The sequence below is a fragment of the Streptomyces sp. NBC_00247 genome, assembly GCF_036188265.1.
In the GTDB taxonomy this organism is placed as follows: Bacteria; Actinomycetota; Actinomycetes; order Streptomycetales; family Streptomycetaceae; genus Streptomyces.
The window spans coordinates 6,569,913-6,587,750 of record NZ_CP108093.1 but is presented as its reverse complement, the minus strand read 5'-3'; the positions used below and the strand labels follow the sequence as shown (position 1 = coordinate 6,587,750).

Genomic DNA, 17,838 nt, shown 5'->3' with positions numbered 1-17,838 from the left:
ATCGCTCAATGCGGTGAACTCCGGCTCACCGGAGCTCGAACATTCGGCACACTTGTCTTCCAGGCCGACCGGCGGAAGGAGACCGGAATGGGCAACGGCCCCGTCGTGCGCCGTCGCAAACTCGGTGAGGAGTTGCGGACCCTGCGCCACTCGTCGGGACTCACGAGCCAGCAGGCGGCATCGCTGCTCGGCTGGCACCAGTCGAAGGTGAGCAGGATCGAGACGGGCGCGAGCGGGGTGTCCCCGGCCGATGTCGGCCGTCTGCTCGACGCCTACGCCGTCGACGACCCCGAACTGCGCACCCTGCTCTCGGCGCTGGCCGGATCGGCGGACGGTCGCGACACGGGCTGGTGGCATGCCTACCGGGGTGTCATTCCGCCGCAGTACCGCGATTTCATCGCCCTGGAGGCACAGGCGGAGACGGCCAGGACCCTGGAGACCTCGGTGGTTCCGGGGCTGCTCCAGACCGCCGATTACGCACGGTCGGTCACCGAGTCCGCGCTGGACGGGATACCGGGGGCGCATCTGGACGCCCTGGTCGAAGTGCGGCTCGCCCGCCAGTCGGTGCTGCGGTGCGACGCCCCGCTGCGACTCACCGCCGTGCTCGACGAGGCGGTGCTGCGGCGCGAGGTCGGCGGACGGCGCGTGATGCGGGCCCAGCTGGACCATCTCGTGGCCATGACGGAACTCCCGCACGTGCAGATCCAGTTGGTTCCGTTCAGCGCCGGGGGATACGTCGGCCTGACGGGCCCATTCGTCATTTTCTCTTTTCCGACAACTTCCGCACTGGATGTGGTCGTTCTTGACCACTTGACGCGTAGTCACTACCTGGAACGGAAAGAGGATCTGGAGGCGTACGGTTCCGCTTTCCGCACCATGCGGGGGCGTGCGCTCTCTCCCGAGCGGTCGAGGGACCTCATCACGGCGATCCGCCGCGAGGCGCGGCCGTGACGAACCACCGCGGGCCCGGCCGGACGGAGCGGGACGGTCCCGCCGACGTCCACCGATCCGAAGGAGCACCATGGCCGACCGACCGGCACCGCCCGCCGCACCGTGGCGCCGCAGCAGCCGCAGCACCGGTATGAACAACTGCGTGGAGACAGCGGTATACGGGCCGGGCCTGCTGTCCGTACGCGATTCCAAGGCCGCGGACCGGGCCCAGCTGTCCTTCTCCGCACCCGCCTGGCAAAAATTCGTCTCGGGCCTCGGGGAACCGCGCGAGGACGTGCGCTGAGGGCTTCTCGCGCGTACGGCCCCGCCCGCCGGTCAGGCGACGCCCCTCGGAGCCGTACGGACGATCGTGTCCAGGGCGGTGTCGACGCGGTCGTCCGTCAGGTCGGCCCGGGCGGTGAGCCGCAGACGCGAGACGCCGTCCGGGACCGACGGCGGGCGGAAGCAGCCCACCGCGATCCCGGCCTCCCGGCAGTCCGCCGCCCAGCGGACGGCCGACTCGGGGGAAGGCGCCCGTACCGACACCACCGCTGCGTCCGGGCGTGCCGAGTGCAGCCCCGCCGCCGTCAGCCGTTCGTGCATGCGGACGGCCACCTCACGCGCCCGGGCGGCGCGTTCCGGCTCCCTGCGCAGCACCGCGAGGCTCGCGAGCGCGGCCCCCGCGGCGGCGGGCGCGAGACCGGTGTCGAAGATGAACGTGCGGGCCGTGTTGACCAGATGACGGATCACCCGCGCGGGTCCCAGGACCGCGCCGCCCTGACTGCCGAGGGACTTGGAGAGGGTGAGCGTGACCACCAGCCCCTCGTCCCCCGCCAGTCCGCGGGCGGCCGGGGCGCCGCGCCCGCCCGCTCCGAGCACCCCGAGCCCGTGGGCGTCGTCGACGACCAGCCCGGCGCCCGCGCTCCGGCAGACGTCCGCGAGCGCGGACAGTGGGGCCGCGTCCCCGTCGACGGAGAAGACCGAGTCGGTGACCACCAGCGCCGGCCCGCGGTGGGACTCCAGGGCCTTCTGGACGGCCTCCGGGTCCGCGTGCGCCACCACCTCGGTCCTCGCCCGCGCCAGTCGGCAACCGTCCACGATCGAAGCGTGGTTGGACGCGTCGGACACGATGAGGCCGTCCGCACGGGAGAGGGCGGTGAGGGCGGCCAGGTTCGCCGCGTAGCCGGAGGAGAACACCAGGGCGGCCTCGGAGCCGCAGAAACCGGCGAGTCCGAACTCCAGTTCTTCATGGAGGGCGGTGGAGCCGGTGACCAGGCGTGAACCCGTGGCGCCCGCGCCCCACTTCCGCGCGGCGCGGGCCGCCGCCTCGGTCACCTCGGGGTGCCGGGTGAGCCCGAGGTAGTCGTTGCTCGCGAGGTCCAGCACCTCGGTGGCGGCGGGCCGCGGGCGCAGCGTACGGACGAGTCCGGCGGCGGCGCGGCGACCGGACTCCTCCTCTGTCCAGTCGAACGGGGAGAAGGCCATCGGGGGGTCCCTTTTGTAGGCAGCTCACAGAGGGTAGCCGGGGGCGCAGTCGGTCAGGGTGTGGCAATACACACACACCCTCCCCCTCTCTGCTGTCGGGTTCCTCCTTGGCCGATGGCCATGGAGTGCGTCAGGATCGACGCCATGGACCTGTTGAGCACACTGGTGGACAAGGGGTTGCGGCGCGAACTGCCGACCCGCGAAGAGGCGCTCGCCGTGCTGGCGACCTCCGACGACGAACTGCTCGACGTGGTGGCCGCGGCGGGCAGGGTGCGCCGTCAGTGGTTCGGGCGCCGGGTGAAGCTGAACTACCTGGTCAACCTCAAGTCGGGGCTGTGCCCGGAGGACTGCTCCTACTGCTCGCAGCGGCTCGGCTCCGAGGCGGGCATCCTCAAGTACTCCTGGCTGAAGCCCGAAGAGGCGTCACGCGCGGCGGCGGCCGGGGTGGCCGGGGGTGCGAAGCGGGTCTGCCTGGTGGCGAGCGGCCGGGGCCCCACCGACCGGGACGTGGACCGGGTCTCCCGGACCATCGAGGCGATCAAGGACGAGAACGAGGGCGTCGAGGTGTGCGCCTGTCTGGGCCTGCTCTCCGACGGGCAGGCCCAGAGGCTGCGTTCGGCGGGAGCGGACGCGTACAACCACAACCTCAACACCTCCGAGGCCACCTACGGCGACATCACCACCACCCACACCTACGCCGACCGGGTGGAGACCGTGCGCCAGGCCCAGGGGGCGGGGCTGTCCGCCTGTTCCGGGCTGATCGCGGGCATGGGCGAGAGCGACGAGGACCTGGTCGACGTGGTCTTCGCGCTCCGTCAACTCGACCCCGACTCCGTGCCGGTGAATTTCCTGATCCCGTTCGAGGGCACGCCGCTCGCCAAGGAGTGGAACCTGACGCCCCAGCGGTGTCTGCGGATTCTGGCGATGGTCCGGTTCGTCTGCCCGGACGTGGAAGTGCGGCTCGCCGGTGGCCGCGAGGTGCATCTGCGATCGATGCAGCCGCTCGCGCTGCACCTGGTCAACTCGATCTTCCTGGGCGACTATCTGACCAGTGAGGGGCAGGCGGGCCAGGCGGATCTCGACATGATCGCCGACGCCGGGTTCGAGGTGGAGGGCGCGGACACCACGACGCTGCCCGGCCACCGGGCCGCGGCCGGAGCGGGCGCGGGATGCGGGGAGCACGACGATTCCGTCGCTTGCGGCGGTTGCGGTGGAGGGGCGGAAGCGGGCGGTGGTTGCGCTCCCTGCGGCGGACCGGCCGTGGCGGTGGAAGCGTCGGCGGGCGTCCCGCCGAAGGAGCAGGCGGCTGCCGCTTCGGCGCGTACGGACCTGGTGGCCGTGCGCAGGCGGGGCGCGGGGACGGATCTCGCTCCGAATGCCTGACGCGTACGTCGAAGGGCCGGCCCGCTCCCTCGGGCCGCCCCCCGGCCTCCCCCACGCCCCGTCGTCCACGTTGACGCCCGCCCGGCTGCGGTCCCTCGACCGGGCGCACGTCTGGCACCCCTACGGGCCGATGCCCGGACGGCAAGCACCGCTGATCGTGGAGTCCGCGTCCGGTGTCCGGCTGAGACTCGCGGAACCCGTCGACGGACAGCGGGAACTGGTGGACGGGATGTCCTCCTGGTGGTCCGCGGTGCACGGCTACAACCATCCGGTCCTGAACGAGGCGGCGCACGCACAACTGGGACGGATGAGCCATGTCATGTTCGGCGGGCTCACCCATGAGCCCGCCGTCCGGCTGGCCGCCCGGCTGGTGGAGATCACTCCCGGCCCCCTCCAGCACGTCTTCCTCGCCGACTCGGGTTCCGTCTCCGTGGAGGTGGCGGTGAAGATGTGCCTGCAGTACTGGCGATCGGCCGGCCGGCCCGCCAAACAGAGGCTCTTGACCTGGCGCGGCGGCTATCACGGCGACACCTGGCAGCCGATGTCGGTATGTGATCCCGAGGGCGGGATGCACGAACTCTGGTCGGGGGTCCTGCCCCGGCAGATCTTCGCCGACGCCCCGCCGGACGGCTTCGACGCGGAGGTCGACGAGGCCTACGCGGAGCATCTGCGCCAGCTGATCGCCCGTCACGCCCATGAGCTGGCCGCGGTGATCGTGGAGCCCGTCGTCCAGGGCGCGGGGGGAATGCGATTCCACTCGCCCGGCTATCTGCGGGTGCTCAGGGAGGCGTGCGACGCGCACGGCGTCCTGCTCGTCCTCGACGAGATCGCGACCGGATTCGGCCGCACGGGGCGGCTGTTCGCCGCGGAGCACGCCGGGATCGCCCCGGACGTCATGTGCGTCGGCAAGGCGTTGACCGGCGGCTACCTCACGATGGCGGCGACCCTGTGCACGACGAGGGTGGCCGAGGGCATTTCGCGCGGCGAGGTACCCGTGCTGGCGCACGGCCCGACCTTCATGGGCAACCCGCTCGCGGCGGCGGTCGCCTGCGCCTCCGTGGACCTGCTGCTCGGCCAGGACTGGCAGCGCGAGGTGGCGCGGATCGGCGCGGGGTTGCGGACCGGTCTGGCGGGCGCCGCCGGGCTGCCCGGGGTCGCGGACGTACGGGTGCTGGGGGCGATCGGGGTCGTCCAGCTCGATCACGAGGTGGACATGGAGGCGGCGACCCGTGCTGCGGTGCGGGAGGGCGTATGGCTGCGTCCGTTCCGGGACCTCGTGTACACGATGCCGCCGTACGTGACGGACGACGAGGACGTGGCACGGATCTGCCGTGCCGTGTGCGCCGCGGCGCGGGAAGGATGACCATGACCATTCTGGTGGTGTCGGGCACGGGCACCGAGATCGGCAAGACGATCGTGACCGCGGCCGTGGCGGTCGCTTCGGGCGGCCGGGTCGCGGTGCTCAAGCCCGCGCAGACGGGTGTCGCTCCGGGGGAGAACGGTGACGCGGCCGAAGTGGTACGACTGGCGGGCGGCGAGGTGACGGCGGTCGAACTGGCGCGCTACCCGGAGCCGTTGGCGCCCGCGACGGCCGCCCGGCGCTGCGGGCTGGCGCCAGTACGTCCGTACGAGATCGCCGACGCCGCGCGGAAGCTCGCGACGGAACACGATCTGGTGCTGATCGAGGGGGCGGGCGGGCTGCTCGTACGGTACGACGACGACGGGGCCACGCTGGCGGACGCGGCCCGGTTGCTGGAGGCGCCGGTGCTGCTGGTGGCGGCGGCCGGGCTCGGCACGCTCAACTCCACCGCGCTGACGGCGGAGGCGCTGCGGGCCCGGGGCCTCATGTGCCCGGGGGTGGTGATCGGCAGCATGCCCACCGACCCGGATCTGGCCACGCGGTGCAACGTGGAGGACCTCCCGGTCGCGGCGGGCGCCCCGCTCGTTGGCGTACTGCCGGCCGGGGCGGGATCGCTGCGGCCCGCCGACTTCCGCGCGAAGGCGCCCGCTTGGCTCGCGCCGGAGCTGGGCGGTATCCGCGGGGCCGGCTGATTCCGGGGCCCGGGAGGGTCCGGCCCCGGGGACGGGAACCGGGGGCGCGGGCGCCCGTCGCCTCTCCGATCCGCTCGCCGGGCATCGGGCGTGGGGACGTCGGGCTTGGGGGCGTCGGGCTTGGAGGCGTCGGGGCGTGGAGGCGTGGGGGTGTGGGGGCGTGGGGGCGTGGGGGTGTGGGGGCGTGGGGGCGTGGGGGTGTGGGGGCGTGGGGGCGTGGGGGTGTGGGGGCGTCCGGCTCAGCCGCACCAGTCGTGCAGCTCGTCCGCGATGTCGCGCACGCCGGCCTTGCCTTCCTTCACCAGACGGGCCAGGTCACGCACGCGGTCGGGGGACGTCCTTACGGGGAGCCCGGAAGCGACCAGGTATCCGTATGCCACCGCGGAGGCGAACATCGCATTGGAGTGCTCCAACGCCGGCACGTGCAGCAGCAGTTGGAGCAGCGAGGCAGCACGCGCATGAGGGCTGGCATAGACCGGGCTGCCGAAGATCTCCGCCTCGTGCCGGCTGACGGCGGCGACGAGGGCGCCCCAGTCGGCGACGTGTGGATCTCCCGGCGTCCGGTGCTCGGCCACCATGAGCAGCCAGGAGAGATCGATGCGCAGGCTCTCGGGGCCGGGTGGCGGTGATTCGGGTGGCTCGTCGTGTTCCATGCAGGGAGACCGTCTCGTGAAGGGGAAGGCGCTCCATCCGCGCGCGGGGAACCCGTCGGTTCCGGACTCAGTATTCCTCAGGCCCGCCTGCGGAGCGAACCCCCGCCGCGCGGCTGCTCCGCGGGCTCCGTCTCGTCGGCCGGTACGCCCGGAGGACGCCGGGACCGGCAGGCCGTCAGCCGCCCGTGGCCATGCCGACTCCGGCGGGCGTACGTGCCTACGTAGGTGCCAGGCGCCGCCGTACGGACGGGGCTTTCGGGGGATCCGGGGGCACATCACCGAGGAGGTCGGCCCGGACGTCGCGCACGCGATCTTCGTGGGCGACCCGGCCAGGGGCCTCCGCGGCGCACTGCCGCGCTCCCGCGGAGGGCGCACTCGACACCGGCATCGGACACACCCCCTGATCCGGACCTCCGAACCTGCGCGAGGCCCGCACACAGCGGGGCCGGCGACGGGGGGCGACCGGGCACGGCAGTCGGCGTACTCAGCGCGCGACGCGCTCCGTGCCGAATTCCTCGGCGAAGACCGATTCGTACCGCTGCATGAAATCGGCAGCCGCTTCCACGAAGGCGTGGCCCGCGTCCTCCGCGCCGGGTTCCGGGCGCTCCGCCACGGTGCGGGTCATGGTCGCCCTCCTCCGCCGTGCGGCCTCGTCCGCTACGGCCTGGTCCACTCGGGAGTTCAGCTGGGTCCTGGGCATCTTCCCAAGCTAGCGTCGCCCGGTCCGCCCGGGCAAGGGGACCGGGCGGCGCACCGCACCCGGCCGTGAACCTGCCGCCCGCGGCACCTCCGTCCGCCCGACGCCCCACCACGGACACGGCCACGACGGACACGGCCCCCACGGACATCGCCCGACGGCGGCCGAGCGGTCAATTTCGCTCGACTCCCGCTGCTCACCGGTGGTGGGATGCACGCATGAGCGATCTTTCGACGAATGAACTCTCGATACGCGCCGCCGCCCCCGCCGATCTGGACGAAGTCCTCATCTTCTGGAAGGAGGCCGCCGAGGGGACGAGCATCAGCGACGACCGGGACGGGATCGCGCGACTCCTGGAACGGGACCCCGAGTGTCTCCTGCTCGCGGAGCGCGGCGGGCGGCTCGCCGGAACGGTGATCGCCGGTTTCGACGGCTGGCGCTGCCACCTCTACCGGCTCGCCGTCCATCCGGAGCAGCGTCGCCGCGGTGTGGCCACCGCACTGCTGTCGGCCGCGGAGGAACGATTCGTACGCCTTGGCGGCCGACGCGGGGACGCCATGGTCCTCGACGCGAACGAGCGCGCCCAGCATGCCTGGCGCGCGGCGGGGTACGAGCGGCAGTCCCGGTGGAGTCGCTGGGTGAAGCCCTTGTCCCGCTGACCGTTCCCCGCGTGGGAGGGGCGGGGAGGGGCAGCACCCATCCGCGCCACTTTGCCGATCCTTTACTATGTCCTTCTGCTCGATCGACGCGGGAGATTCCCGTACGGCCACCACGACCGGACCAAGGACGACAACCGGCACAGGGGCCAGTACGGCGATCAGCGCGCGATCGGGATCGATCCCCTGCCGAGAAAGGTGTGAGCGTCCGCCCATGGGCGAGCCTCCCAGTTGCCGAACCCGCCGATGTCGCGAACATCGCGCGATCCTCCACCCACTGCCCGATCATGGGACGGAGGTGAACCGATGACCGAAGTGCTTCTGCTGCTCGTCGCCGTGCTGCTCTCGATCGCCTGCGGCGCCTTCGTCGCCGCCGAGTTCTCCCTGACCACGGTGGAACGCGGCGACCTCGAACGAGCCGTCGAGCGGGGCGAGCGGGGTGCGGCCGGCGCTCTCAAGGCCGTCCGCAGCCTCACTTTCCAGCTCTCCGGGGCACAGCTCGGCATCACCGTCACCAACCTGGTGGTCGGCATGCTCTCCGAGTCCTCGATCGCCAAGCTCATCCGCGGGCCACTGGTCGCGATCGGGCTCTCCCCCAGCCTGTCGCGGTCGGTCGCGCTGGTCCTCGGTACCGCCCTGTCCACGGTGGTCCTGATGGTGGTCGGTGAACTCGTCCCCAAGAACTGGGCGATCTCCTCGCCTCTGAAGGTCGCCAAGGCGGTCGCCACACCTCAACGGGTCTTCACCGCCGTCTTCCGTCCCTTCATCAGCCATCTCAACAACACCGCCAACCGCATCCTGCGCCGCTTCGGCCTCGAACCGGCCGAGGAGCTCGCCTCCGCCAGGAGCCCGCAGGAGCTGGCGGCCCTGGCGCGCCACTCCGCGAAGGAGGGGGCTCTGGAGGCGGACACCGCCGAGCTTTTCGTCCGCACCCTCAATCTCGCCGAGCTCACCGCGGAGAACGTCATGACGCCCCGGGTCCAGGTCACCGCGCTGGACCTGCAGGCGACCGCCGAGGATGTCGCGAACGCGACCAGGGCGACCGGGCTGTCCCGCTTCCCGGTCTATCGCGGCAGCCTGGACACGGTCGTGGGCGTCGCTCACATCAAGGACGTCCTCGCGGTGCCCGCGGACCAGCGGCCCCGCAGAAGCGTCTCCGACCTGCTGCGCGAACCCCTTCTCGTACCCGAGACCCTCGGCGTCGACAAACTGCTCGACCGTCTCTCCGGCCGCAAGCTCGCCATGGCCGTCGTCATCGACGAGTACGGCGGCACGGCCGGTGTGGTGACCCTGGAGGACATCGTCGAGGAGGTCGTCGGCGAGGTGCGCGACGAGCACGACCCCCACGAGACGCCCGATCTGGCCCCCGCCGGGGAGGACGCCGACGGCCGCACCCTCTGGTCGGCCGACGGCGCGGCGCGCACCGACCAGCTCCGTACGATCGGTCTGCGCGCTCCGGAAGGCCCGTACGAAACCCTCGCCGGGCTCGTCGCCCACGAGGTCGGACGCATCCCCCGGGAGGGGGACAGAGTGGAACTGGCCGGGTGGCGGATCGATGTCGTGGACGCTTCCGGGCGTCGCGCCGCACGCGCCCTGCTGCACGCGCCGCTCCCCGGTGAGGACCCCCTGACGGAGGATGCCCGATGACCGTTCTCCAGCTCTTCATCGGTCTGCTGACACTGGTCGTGAACGCGTTCTTCGTGGGCGCGGAATTCGCCCTCATCTCGGTGCGCCGGAGCCAGATCGAGCCGGCCGCCGAAGCCGGTGACCGGCGGGCCCGCAGCGTGTTGTGGGGCCTGGAACACGTCTCGGCGCTGCTGGCGGCGGCCCAGCTCGGCATCACCCTCTGCACCCTGGTGCTGGGCATCGTCGCCGAACCGGCCATCGCCCACTTGCTGGAGCCCGTGTTCGACGCGGTCGGGGTACCGCACGGCCTGGTGCATCCGCTGTCGTTCGTCATCGCGCTGACGGTGGCTACCTACCTCCACATGCTGCTCGGCGAGATGGTTCCGAAGAACGTCGCGCTGGCCGACCCGGCGAAGGGCGCGCTGCTCCTCGGCCCGCCGCTGGTGGCGCTGGCGAGAGGGCTGCGCCCGGTGATCTTCGCGATCAACGCGTTCGCCAGTCTGCTGCTGAAGCTCCTGCGGGTGGAGACGAGGAACGAGGTTTCGGCGACCTTCTCGGACGACCAGCTGGCTTTGCTGGTGCGGGATTCCGGGGACGCGGGGCTGGTGGACGACCGGTCGGCCGAGCGGCTGAGGCATGCCCTGGAACTCGGCAGCCGCCCCGTCCGGGACGTGGCCATGCCGATCGCGCAGATGGTCTGCACCCCGGTGGGCACGACCCCCGAGGAGCTGGAGCGGCTGTCGGCCGAATCCGGATACTCGCGCTTCCCCGTGATGGACGGCGAGCAGCGGATACTCGGCTACCTCCACGTCAAGGACGCCCTGGACGCGGCACCGCGCGACGTGCCGTTCCCGGTCGCCGCGATGCGCCCCATCGCCCGGGTACGGGCGGCGGCCCCCCTCGACGACGTACTGACCGCGCTCCGGCGCAGCCGTACGCACCTCGCGGCGGTACTGGACGACGACGGCCGGCTGGTCGGCACCGTCACCATGGAGGACGTGCTGCGCGAGCTCGTCGGACGACCGCGGTCCGGCTGATCGGGCCGCCCGCACCCACCGCCCGGCCGGGCCGCGGCCGGTACGAGGAACCAGGTGCGGTGCGCGGGTCGCGCGGGCCTGGGTGCGGCAGCCACGTGGAGCGTAGGACTCGCTGCTGGTTCGGCGACACGGGCGGCCGTGGGGTGGGGGCACGCGGCCCACGGGGCGGTCGGCGGGCCGTCGGCGGCTCCGGTCTCCGCGATACGATCACGGAGCCATGGAAATGAATGCCTCTTACACCAGTTTCGTCGCGGTCGGCGACTCGTTCACCGAGGGCATGTCGGACCTTCTGCCCGACGGCACCTACCGGGGCTGGGCCGACGTTCTCGCCTCCAGGCTGGCGGCCCGCTCTCCCGGCTTCCGGTACGCCAACCTGGCCGTCCGGGGCAAGCTGATCGGCCAGATCGTCGACGAACAGGTGGGACCCGCCGTGGCACTGCAGGCGGACGTGGTGACCCTCGTCGGCGGCCTCAACGACACCCTCCGCCCCAACTGCGACATGGGCATGGTGAGAGGGCGGCTCGAGGAAGCCGTGGAGCGACTCGCACCGTCGTGCAAGACGCTCGTGCTGATGCGCAGCCCCGGTCGGAACGGTCCGGTGCTGGACCGCTTCCGTCCACGCATGGAGGAGCTGTTCGCGCTGGTGGACGACCTGGCCGGCCGGCACGGCGCGCTGGTCGCCGACCTCTATGGAGCGCCGTCGCTGGGCGACCCGCGCTTGTGGGACATCGACCGGCTCCACCTGACCTCGGAAGGGCACAGCAGGGTCGCCGAGGCGGTCTGGCAGACGCTGGGGCTGCCCACCGAGAGCGACTGGCGAATCCCCATGGAGACGGCGCCGCCGGTGCGCTGGGGTACCCGCCGGATCGAGGACGCCCGCTTCGCCAGGCAGCATCTGGCTCCCTGGATCGGGCGTCGGCTCACCGGCCGGTCCTCGGGCGACGGCCGCGTCGGCGCCCAGTTCGACGCGGCCTCCGGGCGCGCCTTCTGGATCACCCCGGCGAATCCCGTCGATCCCGGTCCGGTGACCTCCTGGCTCCGGTGCGACGAGTCGCGGGAACTGTAGGCGCGCGGCTCTCGCGTGAGCCCGCTCGCGCGACCCGGACATGAGCCTCCGCCCGGGGCCTCACGTCCCGGCCCCGCGACGCGATCATGAAGGGGGCGTTCGCCCGAGCACACGGAACAGTGACCCCCGTCTCGTAGCAAGCCACAAATCCGCCCCCGGCGCCGACCTGCACAAACCGCCAGTAGAATCACTTCACGTGACTGCTGTGTCTGCGAAGCCTCGCATCCCCAATGTCCTTGCCGGCCGCTACGCCTCCACGGAGCTGGCCGTTCTCTGGTCCCCCGAGCAGAAGGTGAAGCTGGAGCGTCAGCTGTGGCTGGCGGTGCTGCGTGCTCAGAAGGACCTCGGGATCGAGGTACCCGACTCGGCGCTCGCCGACTACGAGCGTGTTCTCGACCAGGTCGACCTCGCCTCCATCGCCGAGCGCGAGAAGGTCACCCGCCACGACGTGAAGGCCCGCATCGAGGAGTTCAACGCCCTCGCCGGCCACGAGCAGGTCCACAAGGGCATGACCTCCCGTGACCTCACCGAGAACGTCGAGCAGCTCCAGATCCGTCTCTCCCTGGAACTCATGCGCGACCGCACCGTGGCGGTGCTGGCGCGGCTCGGCAAGCTCGCGGGCGAGTACCGCGAGCTCGTCATGGCAGGCCGGTCCCACAACGTCGCCGCGCAGGCCACCACGCTCGGCAAGCGGTTCGCGACCGGCGCCGACGAACTGCTCGTCGCCTACGGGCGTCTGGAAGAGCTGCTCGGCCGCTACCCCCTCCGCGGCATCAAGGGCCCGGTCGGGACCGCGCAGGACATGCTGGACCTGCTGGGCGGCGACACGGCCAAGCTCGCGGACCTGGAACAGCGCATCGCGGGCCACCTCGGCTTCGCCAACGCTTTCACCTCGGTCGGCCAGGTGTACCCGCGCTCCCTCGACTACGACGTGGTGACCGCCCTCGTCCAGCTGGCTGCCGCCCCTTCGTCCATCTCCAAGACGATCCGCCTCATGGCGGGGCACGAACTGGTGACGGAGGGCTTCAAGCCCGGCCAGGTCGGCTCGTCCGCGATGCCGCACAAGATGAACACCCGGTCCTGCGAGCGCGTCAACGGCCTCATGGTCATCCTGCGCGGCTACGCCTCGATGACCGGCGAGCTCGCCGGCGACCAGTGGAACGAGGGTGACGTCTCGTGCTCGGTGGTACGCCGGGTGGCGCTGCCGGACGCCTTCTTCGCCTTCGACGGCCTGCTGGAGACCTTCCTGACGGTCCTGGACGAGTTCGGCGCCTTCCCCGCCGTCGTGGCGCGCGAACTCGACCGGTACCTGCCGTTCCTGGCGACCACCAAGGTCCTCATGGGCGCGGTGCGGGCCGGTGTCGGCCGCGAGGTCGCACACGAGGCGATCAAGGAGAACGCGGTCGCTTCTGCTCTCGCGATGCGGGAGCAGGGCGCGGAACGCAACGAACTTCTGGACAAGCTGGCGGCGGACGAGCGCATCCCGCTGGACCGTGAGCAGCTGGACGCCCTGATGGCGGACAAGCTGTCGTTCACGGGGGCCGCCGGTGACCAGGTCACCACTGTGGTCAACCGGATCGAGGCCATCGTCAAGGAGCACCCCGCAGCTGCCGGTTACACCCCCGGGTCGATTCTCTGACCGGCTGCGCCGTCCTTCTCCCGTGACACCCGAAGAGTTGGCCGCCGCCCGCGACCGCGTCGTTCCCGATGTGGTCGCGGGCGGTTTGCGTGTGCTGTTCTGCGGCATCAATCCCAGCCTCACGACCGCCGCGACCGGCTACCACTTCGCGCACCCCGGCAACCGTTTCTGGCCGGTGCTCCATCTTTCCGGCTTCACACCCCGCAGGCTGTCTCCGGCGGAACAGGGTGAGCTGCCTTCCTACGGCCTCGGCATCACCAATGTCGTCGCGCGGGCCACCGCCCGGGCCGACGAGCTGACCGCCGAGGAGTACCGCGCGGGCGGACACATCCTGGTCGAGAAGACCGGGCGCCTGCAGCCTCGGTGGTTGGCGGTCGTCGGCGTGACGGCCTACCGGACGGCCTTCGGGGAGCGCCACGCCCGAATCGGACCGCAGGAACGGCGCATCGGCGGCGCCCGCGTCTGGGCTCTTCCCAACCCCAGCGGTCTCAATGCTCATTGGACCGTTGACTCGATGGCTGAAGAGTACGCCCGCCTCCGTGAGGCCGTGGAGGAAACTGCCGCGCCCGGCAGCGGTTGAGGCGTCACCGCCGTACCTCCTGGAGCCCCGCCGGTGCCAGGCCCCTCGCCCTCCTGCCTTCACCTTCCACTCCCCGCCTTCCGCTCCCCCGCCTTCGGTTCTCTCGCCTTCGGTTCTCTTGCCTTCAGGCCTGGTTTTCAGGTCCCGCCTTCAGATCCCGCCTTCAGGTCCTTCGCCCTCGTGCCTGCCTGCCGCACTCCACGCGCTCTCGCCTCCGTACGGTGGGCACGCTGCTCAAGGAACAAGGAACTTGTGTGGACATCAGACGTCCCGGGTACGTATCGCCCACCAGCCGGCGAGCAGTGCGGTGGCCGTCCAGGCGGCGGTCACCGCCATCCCGCTCCAGGGGCCGAGGCTGCCCGCCGGGTTCTCGCGCAGGATCAGCTGGCCCGCCCGGTCGGGGAGGAAGTCAGCCGCTCCTGAAGCCACGTCTCCCACGACGAACGAGACGATCAGAATGAATGGCACGAGGATGCTCATCACCGCGACCCCGCTCCGGAGCAACGCCGTCAGCCCCGCCGCGAACAGGGCCATGAGCGCGAGATAGACGCCGCTGCCCAGCACGGCTCGCAGCGCGCCGGGGTGCCCCAGCCCGATCGCGAACTGCCCCATGAACAGCTGCCCCAGCAGAAAGCCGGCGAAGCCGGCCGCCTCCCCGACGATCAGAGCCTGCACACCCACGACGACCATCTTCGCGGCGTAGAACAGGTCGCGGCGGGGCACCGCGGTCAGAGACACACGCAAGGCTCCGCCCGTGAACTCGGAGGAGAAGGCGGTGGCGCCGAAGGCCACGGCAGCGATCTGCGCGAAGTTCAGCGCGTAGAAGGCCTGGAACACCGGATCGGCATCGGGATGGTTCATCTCTGTCTGCCCCACGGTGGCGGAGACCAGCACGGAGATGGCCACCGTGACCACGAACACCGCGATCAGAGAGCCATGGACGGCACGGACGGACCGCGCCTTGACCCACTCCGAATGAAGAGCCGAGACCGCTGCGTGCGACATGGTCATGCCTCCTTGGATGAGGTAGGGGAAGCGGCGGCGAATTCGGCGGCATCCGCCGTGAGATCGAGGTACGCCTCCTCCAGGGTGCCCCGTTCCTCCACGAGCTCCAGGAGGGCGATGTGCTGGGACGCCGCCAGCGCACCGATCTCGTCGGCGCGGGCCCCGTCGATCCAACACGCCCCACCTCCCGCATCGGTGGCGTCGTATCCGCTGCGGATCAGGGTGTCGCGGAGTCGTCCGCCCACGGCGGCCCGTACCCGCACTCCGGAACGACCGCGCGAGGCGAGAAACCCTTCCATCGACATGTCGGCAAGAAGCCTGCCCCCACCGAGAATGATCAGATGGTCGGCAAAGGCGGCCGTCTCGCTCATCAGGTGGCTGGACACCAGAACCGTGCGTCCTTCGCGAGCAAGCCGCTTCATCAGTTCACGGATCCAGACGATCCCCTCGGGATCGAGCCCGTTGGACGGCTCGTCCAGCATCAACACGGCAGGGTCTCCGAGCAGTGCGGCCGCTATGCCCAGCCGTTGACGCATGCCGAGCGAGAACGTCTTGATGCGGCGGGTGGCGACGGATGCGAGGCCGGTCTCCTCCAGCACGGTGTCGCCCCTTCGCCGCGACATGCCGTTGCTCACCGCGAGGGCGAGCACATGGTCGCGCGCGGTCCGCGATCCGTGCGCTGCTCCTGCGTCGAGCAGTGAACCGACCACGCGCAGGGGGTTGTCGAGCGTGGCGTAGGCCCGTCCGCCCACACTCGCCGTGCCACCGGAAGGGCGGTCCAGGCCGAGAATCACTCGCATCGTGGTGGACTTCCCTGCTCCGTTGGGCCCGAGAAAGCCGGTCACGCGGCCGGCCTCCGCACGGAAGGTGAGACTGTCCACCGCTCGGGTGGATCCGTAGTCCTTCGTGAGCTGCTGCACATCGATGCTGGTCATGCACTCAGCCTGGCTGGGGCGACCCCCCTGCGTCCTCCCCCGACCGTGGGAAACCTCTCCCCCGTGCGGGGGAGGTACAGCCGGACGGGCACTGCCACCATTGCCCACATGCGCCGACTACTCGCCCCGTTCGCAACCCCCGTGACCTACAGTCGCTGGATCCATCTCGTCGCGCCGCTGGCTCTCATCAGCGTATGGCTCTTCGTCGCCCCCGGCGTGCCGTGGGAGCTCGCGCTGCTCGCCGTGCCCGTGGGGCTCCTCCCGGTGATGCGTATGGGGGAAGGCGTCCAGGCGCAGCTGCTCCTCGCCCCCGGCGAGCGCGGCCGGGCCGACGCGACCATCTCCGTCGCTCCTGCGACGACGTGGGGCGAGAAGTGGCGGACCGTGCTCTGGCTGGAACTGCGCCTGCTGTTCTCCATCGTCGTGGGTGTGGCCACCCTCTGGCTGCCTGCGACCTCGATCAGCCTGGCCGGCGCCGTCTGGGGTGACGGCACCGACCACGACGGCATATTCCATCTGATCGAACCCCACTCCTGGTACGGGGCACTCGCGCCTCTGCCCATTCTTCTGCTGTTCGCGCTCGTCGTTCTCTGTGGACGGCTCTCCACCGCGGCCGCTCGCCGGCTGCTGGGGCCATCGAGAACCGAACGGATGTCGGCGCTGGAGGAACTCACGGAGCAGCTCCTGGAACGCAACCGCATCGCACGCGAACTCCACGACTCCATCGGCCACGCCCTCACGGTTTCGGTGGTGCAAGCAGGCGCCGCATCGGCGGCGGACGACCCGGAGTTCACGCGGCGCGCGCTCCTCGCGATCGAGGAGACGGGCCGGGCGGCACTCGACGATCTGGAGCGGGTACTCCGTGTGCTGCGCGAGCCGGGAGCATCTGCCGATCGCCGGCCGACGCTGATCTCGTTCGAGCAACTGCTCGACTCCGCACGAGGATCCGGGGTCGCTGTGGACGCCGAGGTGACCGGGTGCGTCGACCGTCTGCCCGACTCCTTGTCACGTGAGGGGTACCGCATCCTGCAGGAGTCACTCACCAACGCGCTGCGTCACGCGGGCCGGGTCCCCGTCCGTGTGCGCATCGGCGTCGAAAGAGACCGCCTCGAACTCGATGTACGAAATCCGATTGCGGAGACCACGCTCCGCTCGCCCCGGGGCCATGGGCTGCAAGGGATGCGCGAACGGGCGAGACTGCTGGGGGGAAGCGCGAAAGCCGGCCCGCACCACGGCGAATGGCAGGTACGCGTCAGCCTTCCGCTCCGAGGCGTGAGGTGACGCTGTGACGGTGAATGTTCTTCTCGTCGACGACGAGCCTCTCGTGCGGACGGGTCTGCGGGCGGTGCTGGAGTCGCAGCCGGACATCGTGGTGGCAGGGGAGGCCGCGGACGGCGCGGCGGTGCTCCCCCTGGTCCGACAACTGCGACCGGACGTGGTAGCCATGGACGTTCGGATGCCCTTGATGGACGGCATAGAGGCAACCCGGCTGCTGCTCCGCACATTGGCCGCACCGCCGAAGATCCTGGTGGTCACGACGTTCGAGAACGACGAGTACGTGTACGAGGCGCTGCGTGCCGGTGCGGACGGTTTCCTGCTGAAGCGAGCCCGGCCGATGGAGATCGTGAACGCGGTCCGGCTGGTGGCGGAAGGCGAGTCACTGCTCTTTCCCGCAGCCGTACGCCGGCTGGCCTCCGAGTACGGGACGAACAAGGCCCGTGCGGTGGTGACGCGGGCGGCCCTCACCGACCGGGAGGCAGCCGTGCTCCGGTTGATGTGTCGGGGTCTGTCGAACGCGGAGATTGCGGCGAAGCTGGTCGTGGGCACCGAGACGGTGAAAACCCATGTCAGTGCGTTGCTGACCAAGCTCGGGGCCCGAGACCGGACTCAGGCCGTCATCACCGCCTACGAGTCGGGCTTCGTGGTCCCCGGCTGACGGAGGACAAACAGGCCGATCGCCCAGCCTCCCGGCACGCAAGCCCCGGCAAGGCCCGGCAAGGCCCGGCAAGACCCGGCAAGGCCCGGCAAGACCCGGCAAGGCCCGGCAAGTAAGAGCCCGCGCAGATAGGCGGGTGGGGGCACTCGGGCAGTGAG

At 71.0% G+C, this 17,838-nt stretch carries 18 protein-coding genes; 13 read left to right on the top strand and 5 right to left on the bottom strand.

Going from position 1 to position 17,838, the window contains the following annotated elements; translation table 11 throughout:
• The first annotated feature begins 87 nt into the window (after nt 1-87).
• Together OHT52_RS28405 and OHT52_RS28400 are read left to right on the top strand one after the other, a co-directional pair.
• Nucleotides 88-951, top strand: a complete 864-nt coding sequence (locus OHT52_RS28405; RefSeq protein WP_328723025.1) for a helix-turn-helix domain-containing protein — start codon at nt 88-90, stop codon at nt 949-951.
• Between the two features lie 70 nt (nt 952-1,021).
• Entirely contained in the window at nt 1,022-1,234 is a 213-nt protein-coding gene (locus OHT52_RS28400) for a DUF397 domain-containing protein (RefSeq protein ID WP_328723024.1), read from the top strand.
• A gap of 32 nt (nt 1,235-1,266) precedes the next feature.
• On the opposite strand, the gene OHT52_RS28395 is transcribed toward OHT52_RS28400, so the two are convergent.
• Nucleotides 1,267-2,415 (bottom strand): 8-amino-7-oxononanoate synthase, encoded by a 1,149-nt coding sequence (locus tag OHT52_RS28395; RefSeq protein WP_328723023.1) that lies wholly within the window; start codon nt 2,413-2,415, stop codon nt 1,267-1,269.
• Nucleotides 2,416-2,559: 144 nt separating this feature from the next.
• Between OHT52_RS28395 and bioB the strand changes: the two genes are divergently transcribed.
• The 3 genes from bioB to bioD are packed head-to-tail and all read left to right on the top strand — an operon-like array spanning nt 2,560 to nt 5,850.
• Nucleotides 2,560-3,798: a biotin synthase BioB gene (bioB, locus tag OHT52_RS28390; protein ID WP_328723022.1), complete on the top strand. Its 1,239-nt coding sequence runs from the start codon at nt 2,560-2,562 to the stop codon at nt 3,796-3,798.
• Entirely contained in the window at nt 3,791-5,161 is a 1,371-nt protein-coding gene (locus OHT52_RS28385; RefSeq protein WP_328723021.1) for an adenosylmethionine--8-amino-7-oxononanoate transaminase, read from the top strand. Before bioB ends, OHT52_RS28385 begins: the two co-directional genes overlap by 8 nt.
• 2 nt (nt 5,162-5,163) lie before the next feature.
• Nucleotides 5,164-5,850 (top strand): dethiobiotin synthase, encoded by a 687-nt coding sequence (gene bioD / locus OHT52_RS28380; RefSeq protein ID WP_328723020.1) that lies wholly within the window; start codon nt 5,164-5,166, stop codon nt 5,848-5,850.
• 239 nt (nt 5,851-6,089) lie between these two features.
• Here bioD and OHT52_RS28375 read toward each other — a convergent pair whose 3' ends face one another.
• Nucleotides 6,090-6,503, bottom strand: coding sequence for a fic family toxin-antitoxin system, toxin component (locus OHT52_RS28375; protein WP_328723019.1), 414 nt, complete (start codon nt 6,501-6,503; stop codon nt 6,090-6,092).
• A gap of 484 nt (nt 6,504-6,987) precedes the next feature.
• Nucleotides 6,988-7,203: an antitoxin gene (locus OHT52_RS28370; protein ID WP_328723018.1), complete on the bottom strand. Its 216-nt coding sequence runs from the start codon at nt 7,201-7,203 to the stop codon at nt 6,988-6,990.
• A gap of 215 nt (nt 7,204-7,418) precedes the next feature.
• On the opposite strand from OHT52_RS28370, the gene OHT52_RS28365 reads away from it, so the two are divergent.
• The 6 genes from OHT52_RS28365 (at nt 7,419) to mug (ending at nt 13,804) form a co-directional block, all read left to right on the top strand.
• Nucleotides 7,419-7,859: a GNAT family N-acetyltransferase gene (locus tag OHT52_RS28365; RefSeq protein WP_328723017.1), complete on the top strand. Its 441-nt coding sequence runs from the start codon at nt 7,419-7,421 to the stop codon at nt 7,857-7,859.
• A gap of 303 nt (nt 7,860-8,162) precedes the next feature.
• A complete protein-coding gene (locus OHT52_RS28360) occupies nt 8,163-9,503 on the top strand; it encodes a hemolysin family protein (protein WP_328723016.1) in 1,341 nt (446 codons plus the stop codon).
• Nucleotides 9,500-10,519, top strand: a complete 1,020-nt coding sequence (locus OHT52_RS28355) for a hemolysin family protein (protein WP_328723015.1) — start codon at nt 9,500-9,502, stop codon at nt 10,517-10,519. Before OHT52_RS28360 ends, OHT52_RS28355 begins: the two co-directional genes overlap by 4 nt.
• A gap of 217 nt (nt 10,520-10,736) precedes the next feature.
• The gene (locus tag OHT52_RS28350; RefSeq protein WP_328723014.1) at nt 10,737-11,585 is read left to right on the top strand and encodes an SGNH/GDSL hydrolase family protein; all 849 of its coding nucleotides are present in this window, start codon (nt 10,737-10,739) and stop codon (nt 11,583-11,585) included.
• Between the two features lie 196 nt (nt 11,586-11,781).
• Nucleotides 11,782-13,224, top strand: a complete 1,443-nt coding sequence (gene purB, locus OHT52_RS28345; RefSeq protein ID WP_328723013.1) for an adenylosuccinate lyase — start codon at nt 11,782-11,784, stop codon at nt 13,222-13,224.
• Between the two features lie 22 nt (nt 13,225-13,246).
• On the top strand, nt 13,247-13,804 hold the full coding sequence (gene mug / locus OHT52_RS28340) for a G/U mismatch-specific DNA glycosylase (RefSeq protein WP_328723012.1): 558 nt from the start codon (nt 13,247-13,249) through the stop codon (nt 13,802-13,804).
• A gap of 261 nt (nt 13,805-14,065) precedes the next feature.
• Here mug and OHT52_RS28335 read toward each other — a convergent pair whose 3' ends face one another.
• The gene (locus OHT52_RS28335) at nt 14,066-14,815 is read right to left on the bottom strand and encodes an ABC transporter permease (protein WP_328723011.1); all 750 of its coding nucleotides are present in this window, start codon (nt 14,813-14,815) and stop codon (nt 14,066-14,068) included.
• Nucleotides 14,812-15,744 (bottom strand): ABC transporter ATP-binding protein, encoded by a 933-nt coding sequence (locus OHT52_RS28330; RefSeq protein WP_328723010.1) that lies wholly within the window; start codon nt 15,742-15,744, stop codon nt 14,812-14,814. The genes OHT52_RS28335 and OHT52_RS28330 overlap by 4 nt, the downstream gene beginning before the upstream one ends.
• Nucleotides 15,745-15,852: 108 nt before the next feature.
• Between OHT52_RS28330 and OHT52_RS28325 the strand changes: the two genes are divergently transcribed.
• Nucleotides 15,853-17,025, top strand: a complete 1,173-nt coding sequence (locus tag OHT52_RS28325) for a sensor histidine kinase (protein WP_328723009.1) — start codon at nt 15,853-15,855, stop codon at nt 17,023-17,025.
• Between the two features lie 4 nt (nt 17,026-17,029).
• The gene (locus tag OHT52_RS28320) at nt 17,030-17,680 is read left to right on the top strand and encodes a response regulator transcription factor (RefSeq protein ID WP_328723008.1); all 651 of its coding nucleotides are present in this window, start codon (nt 17,030-17,032) and stop codon (nt 17,678-17,680) included.
• The last annotated feature ends 158 nt before the right edge of the window (nt 17,681-17,838 follow it).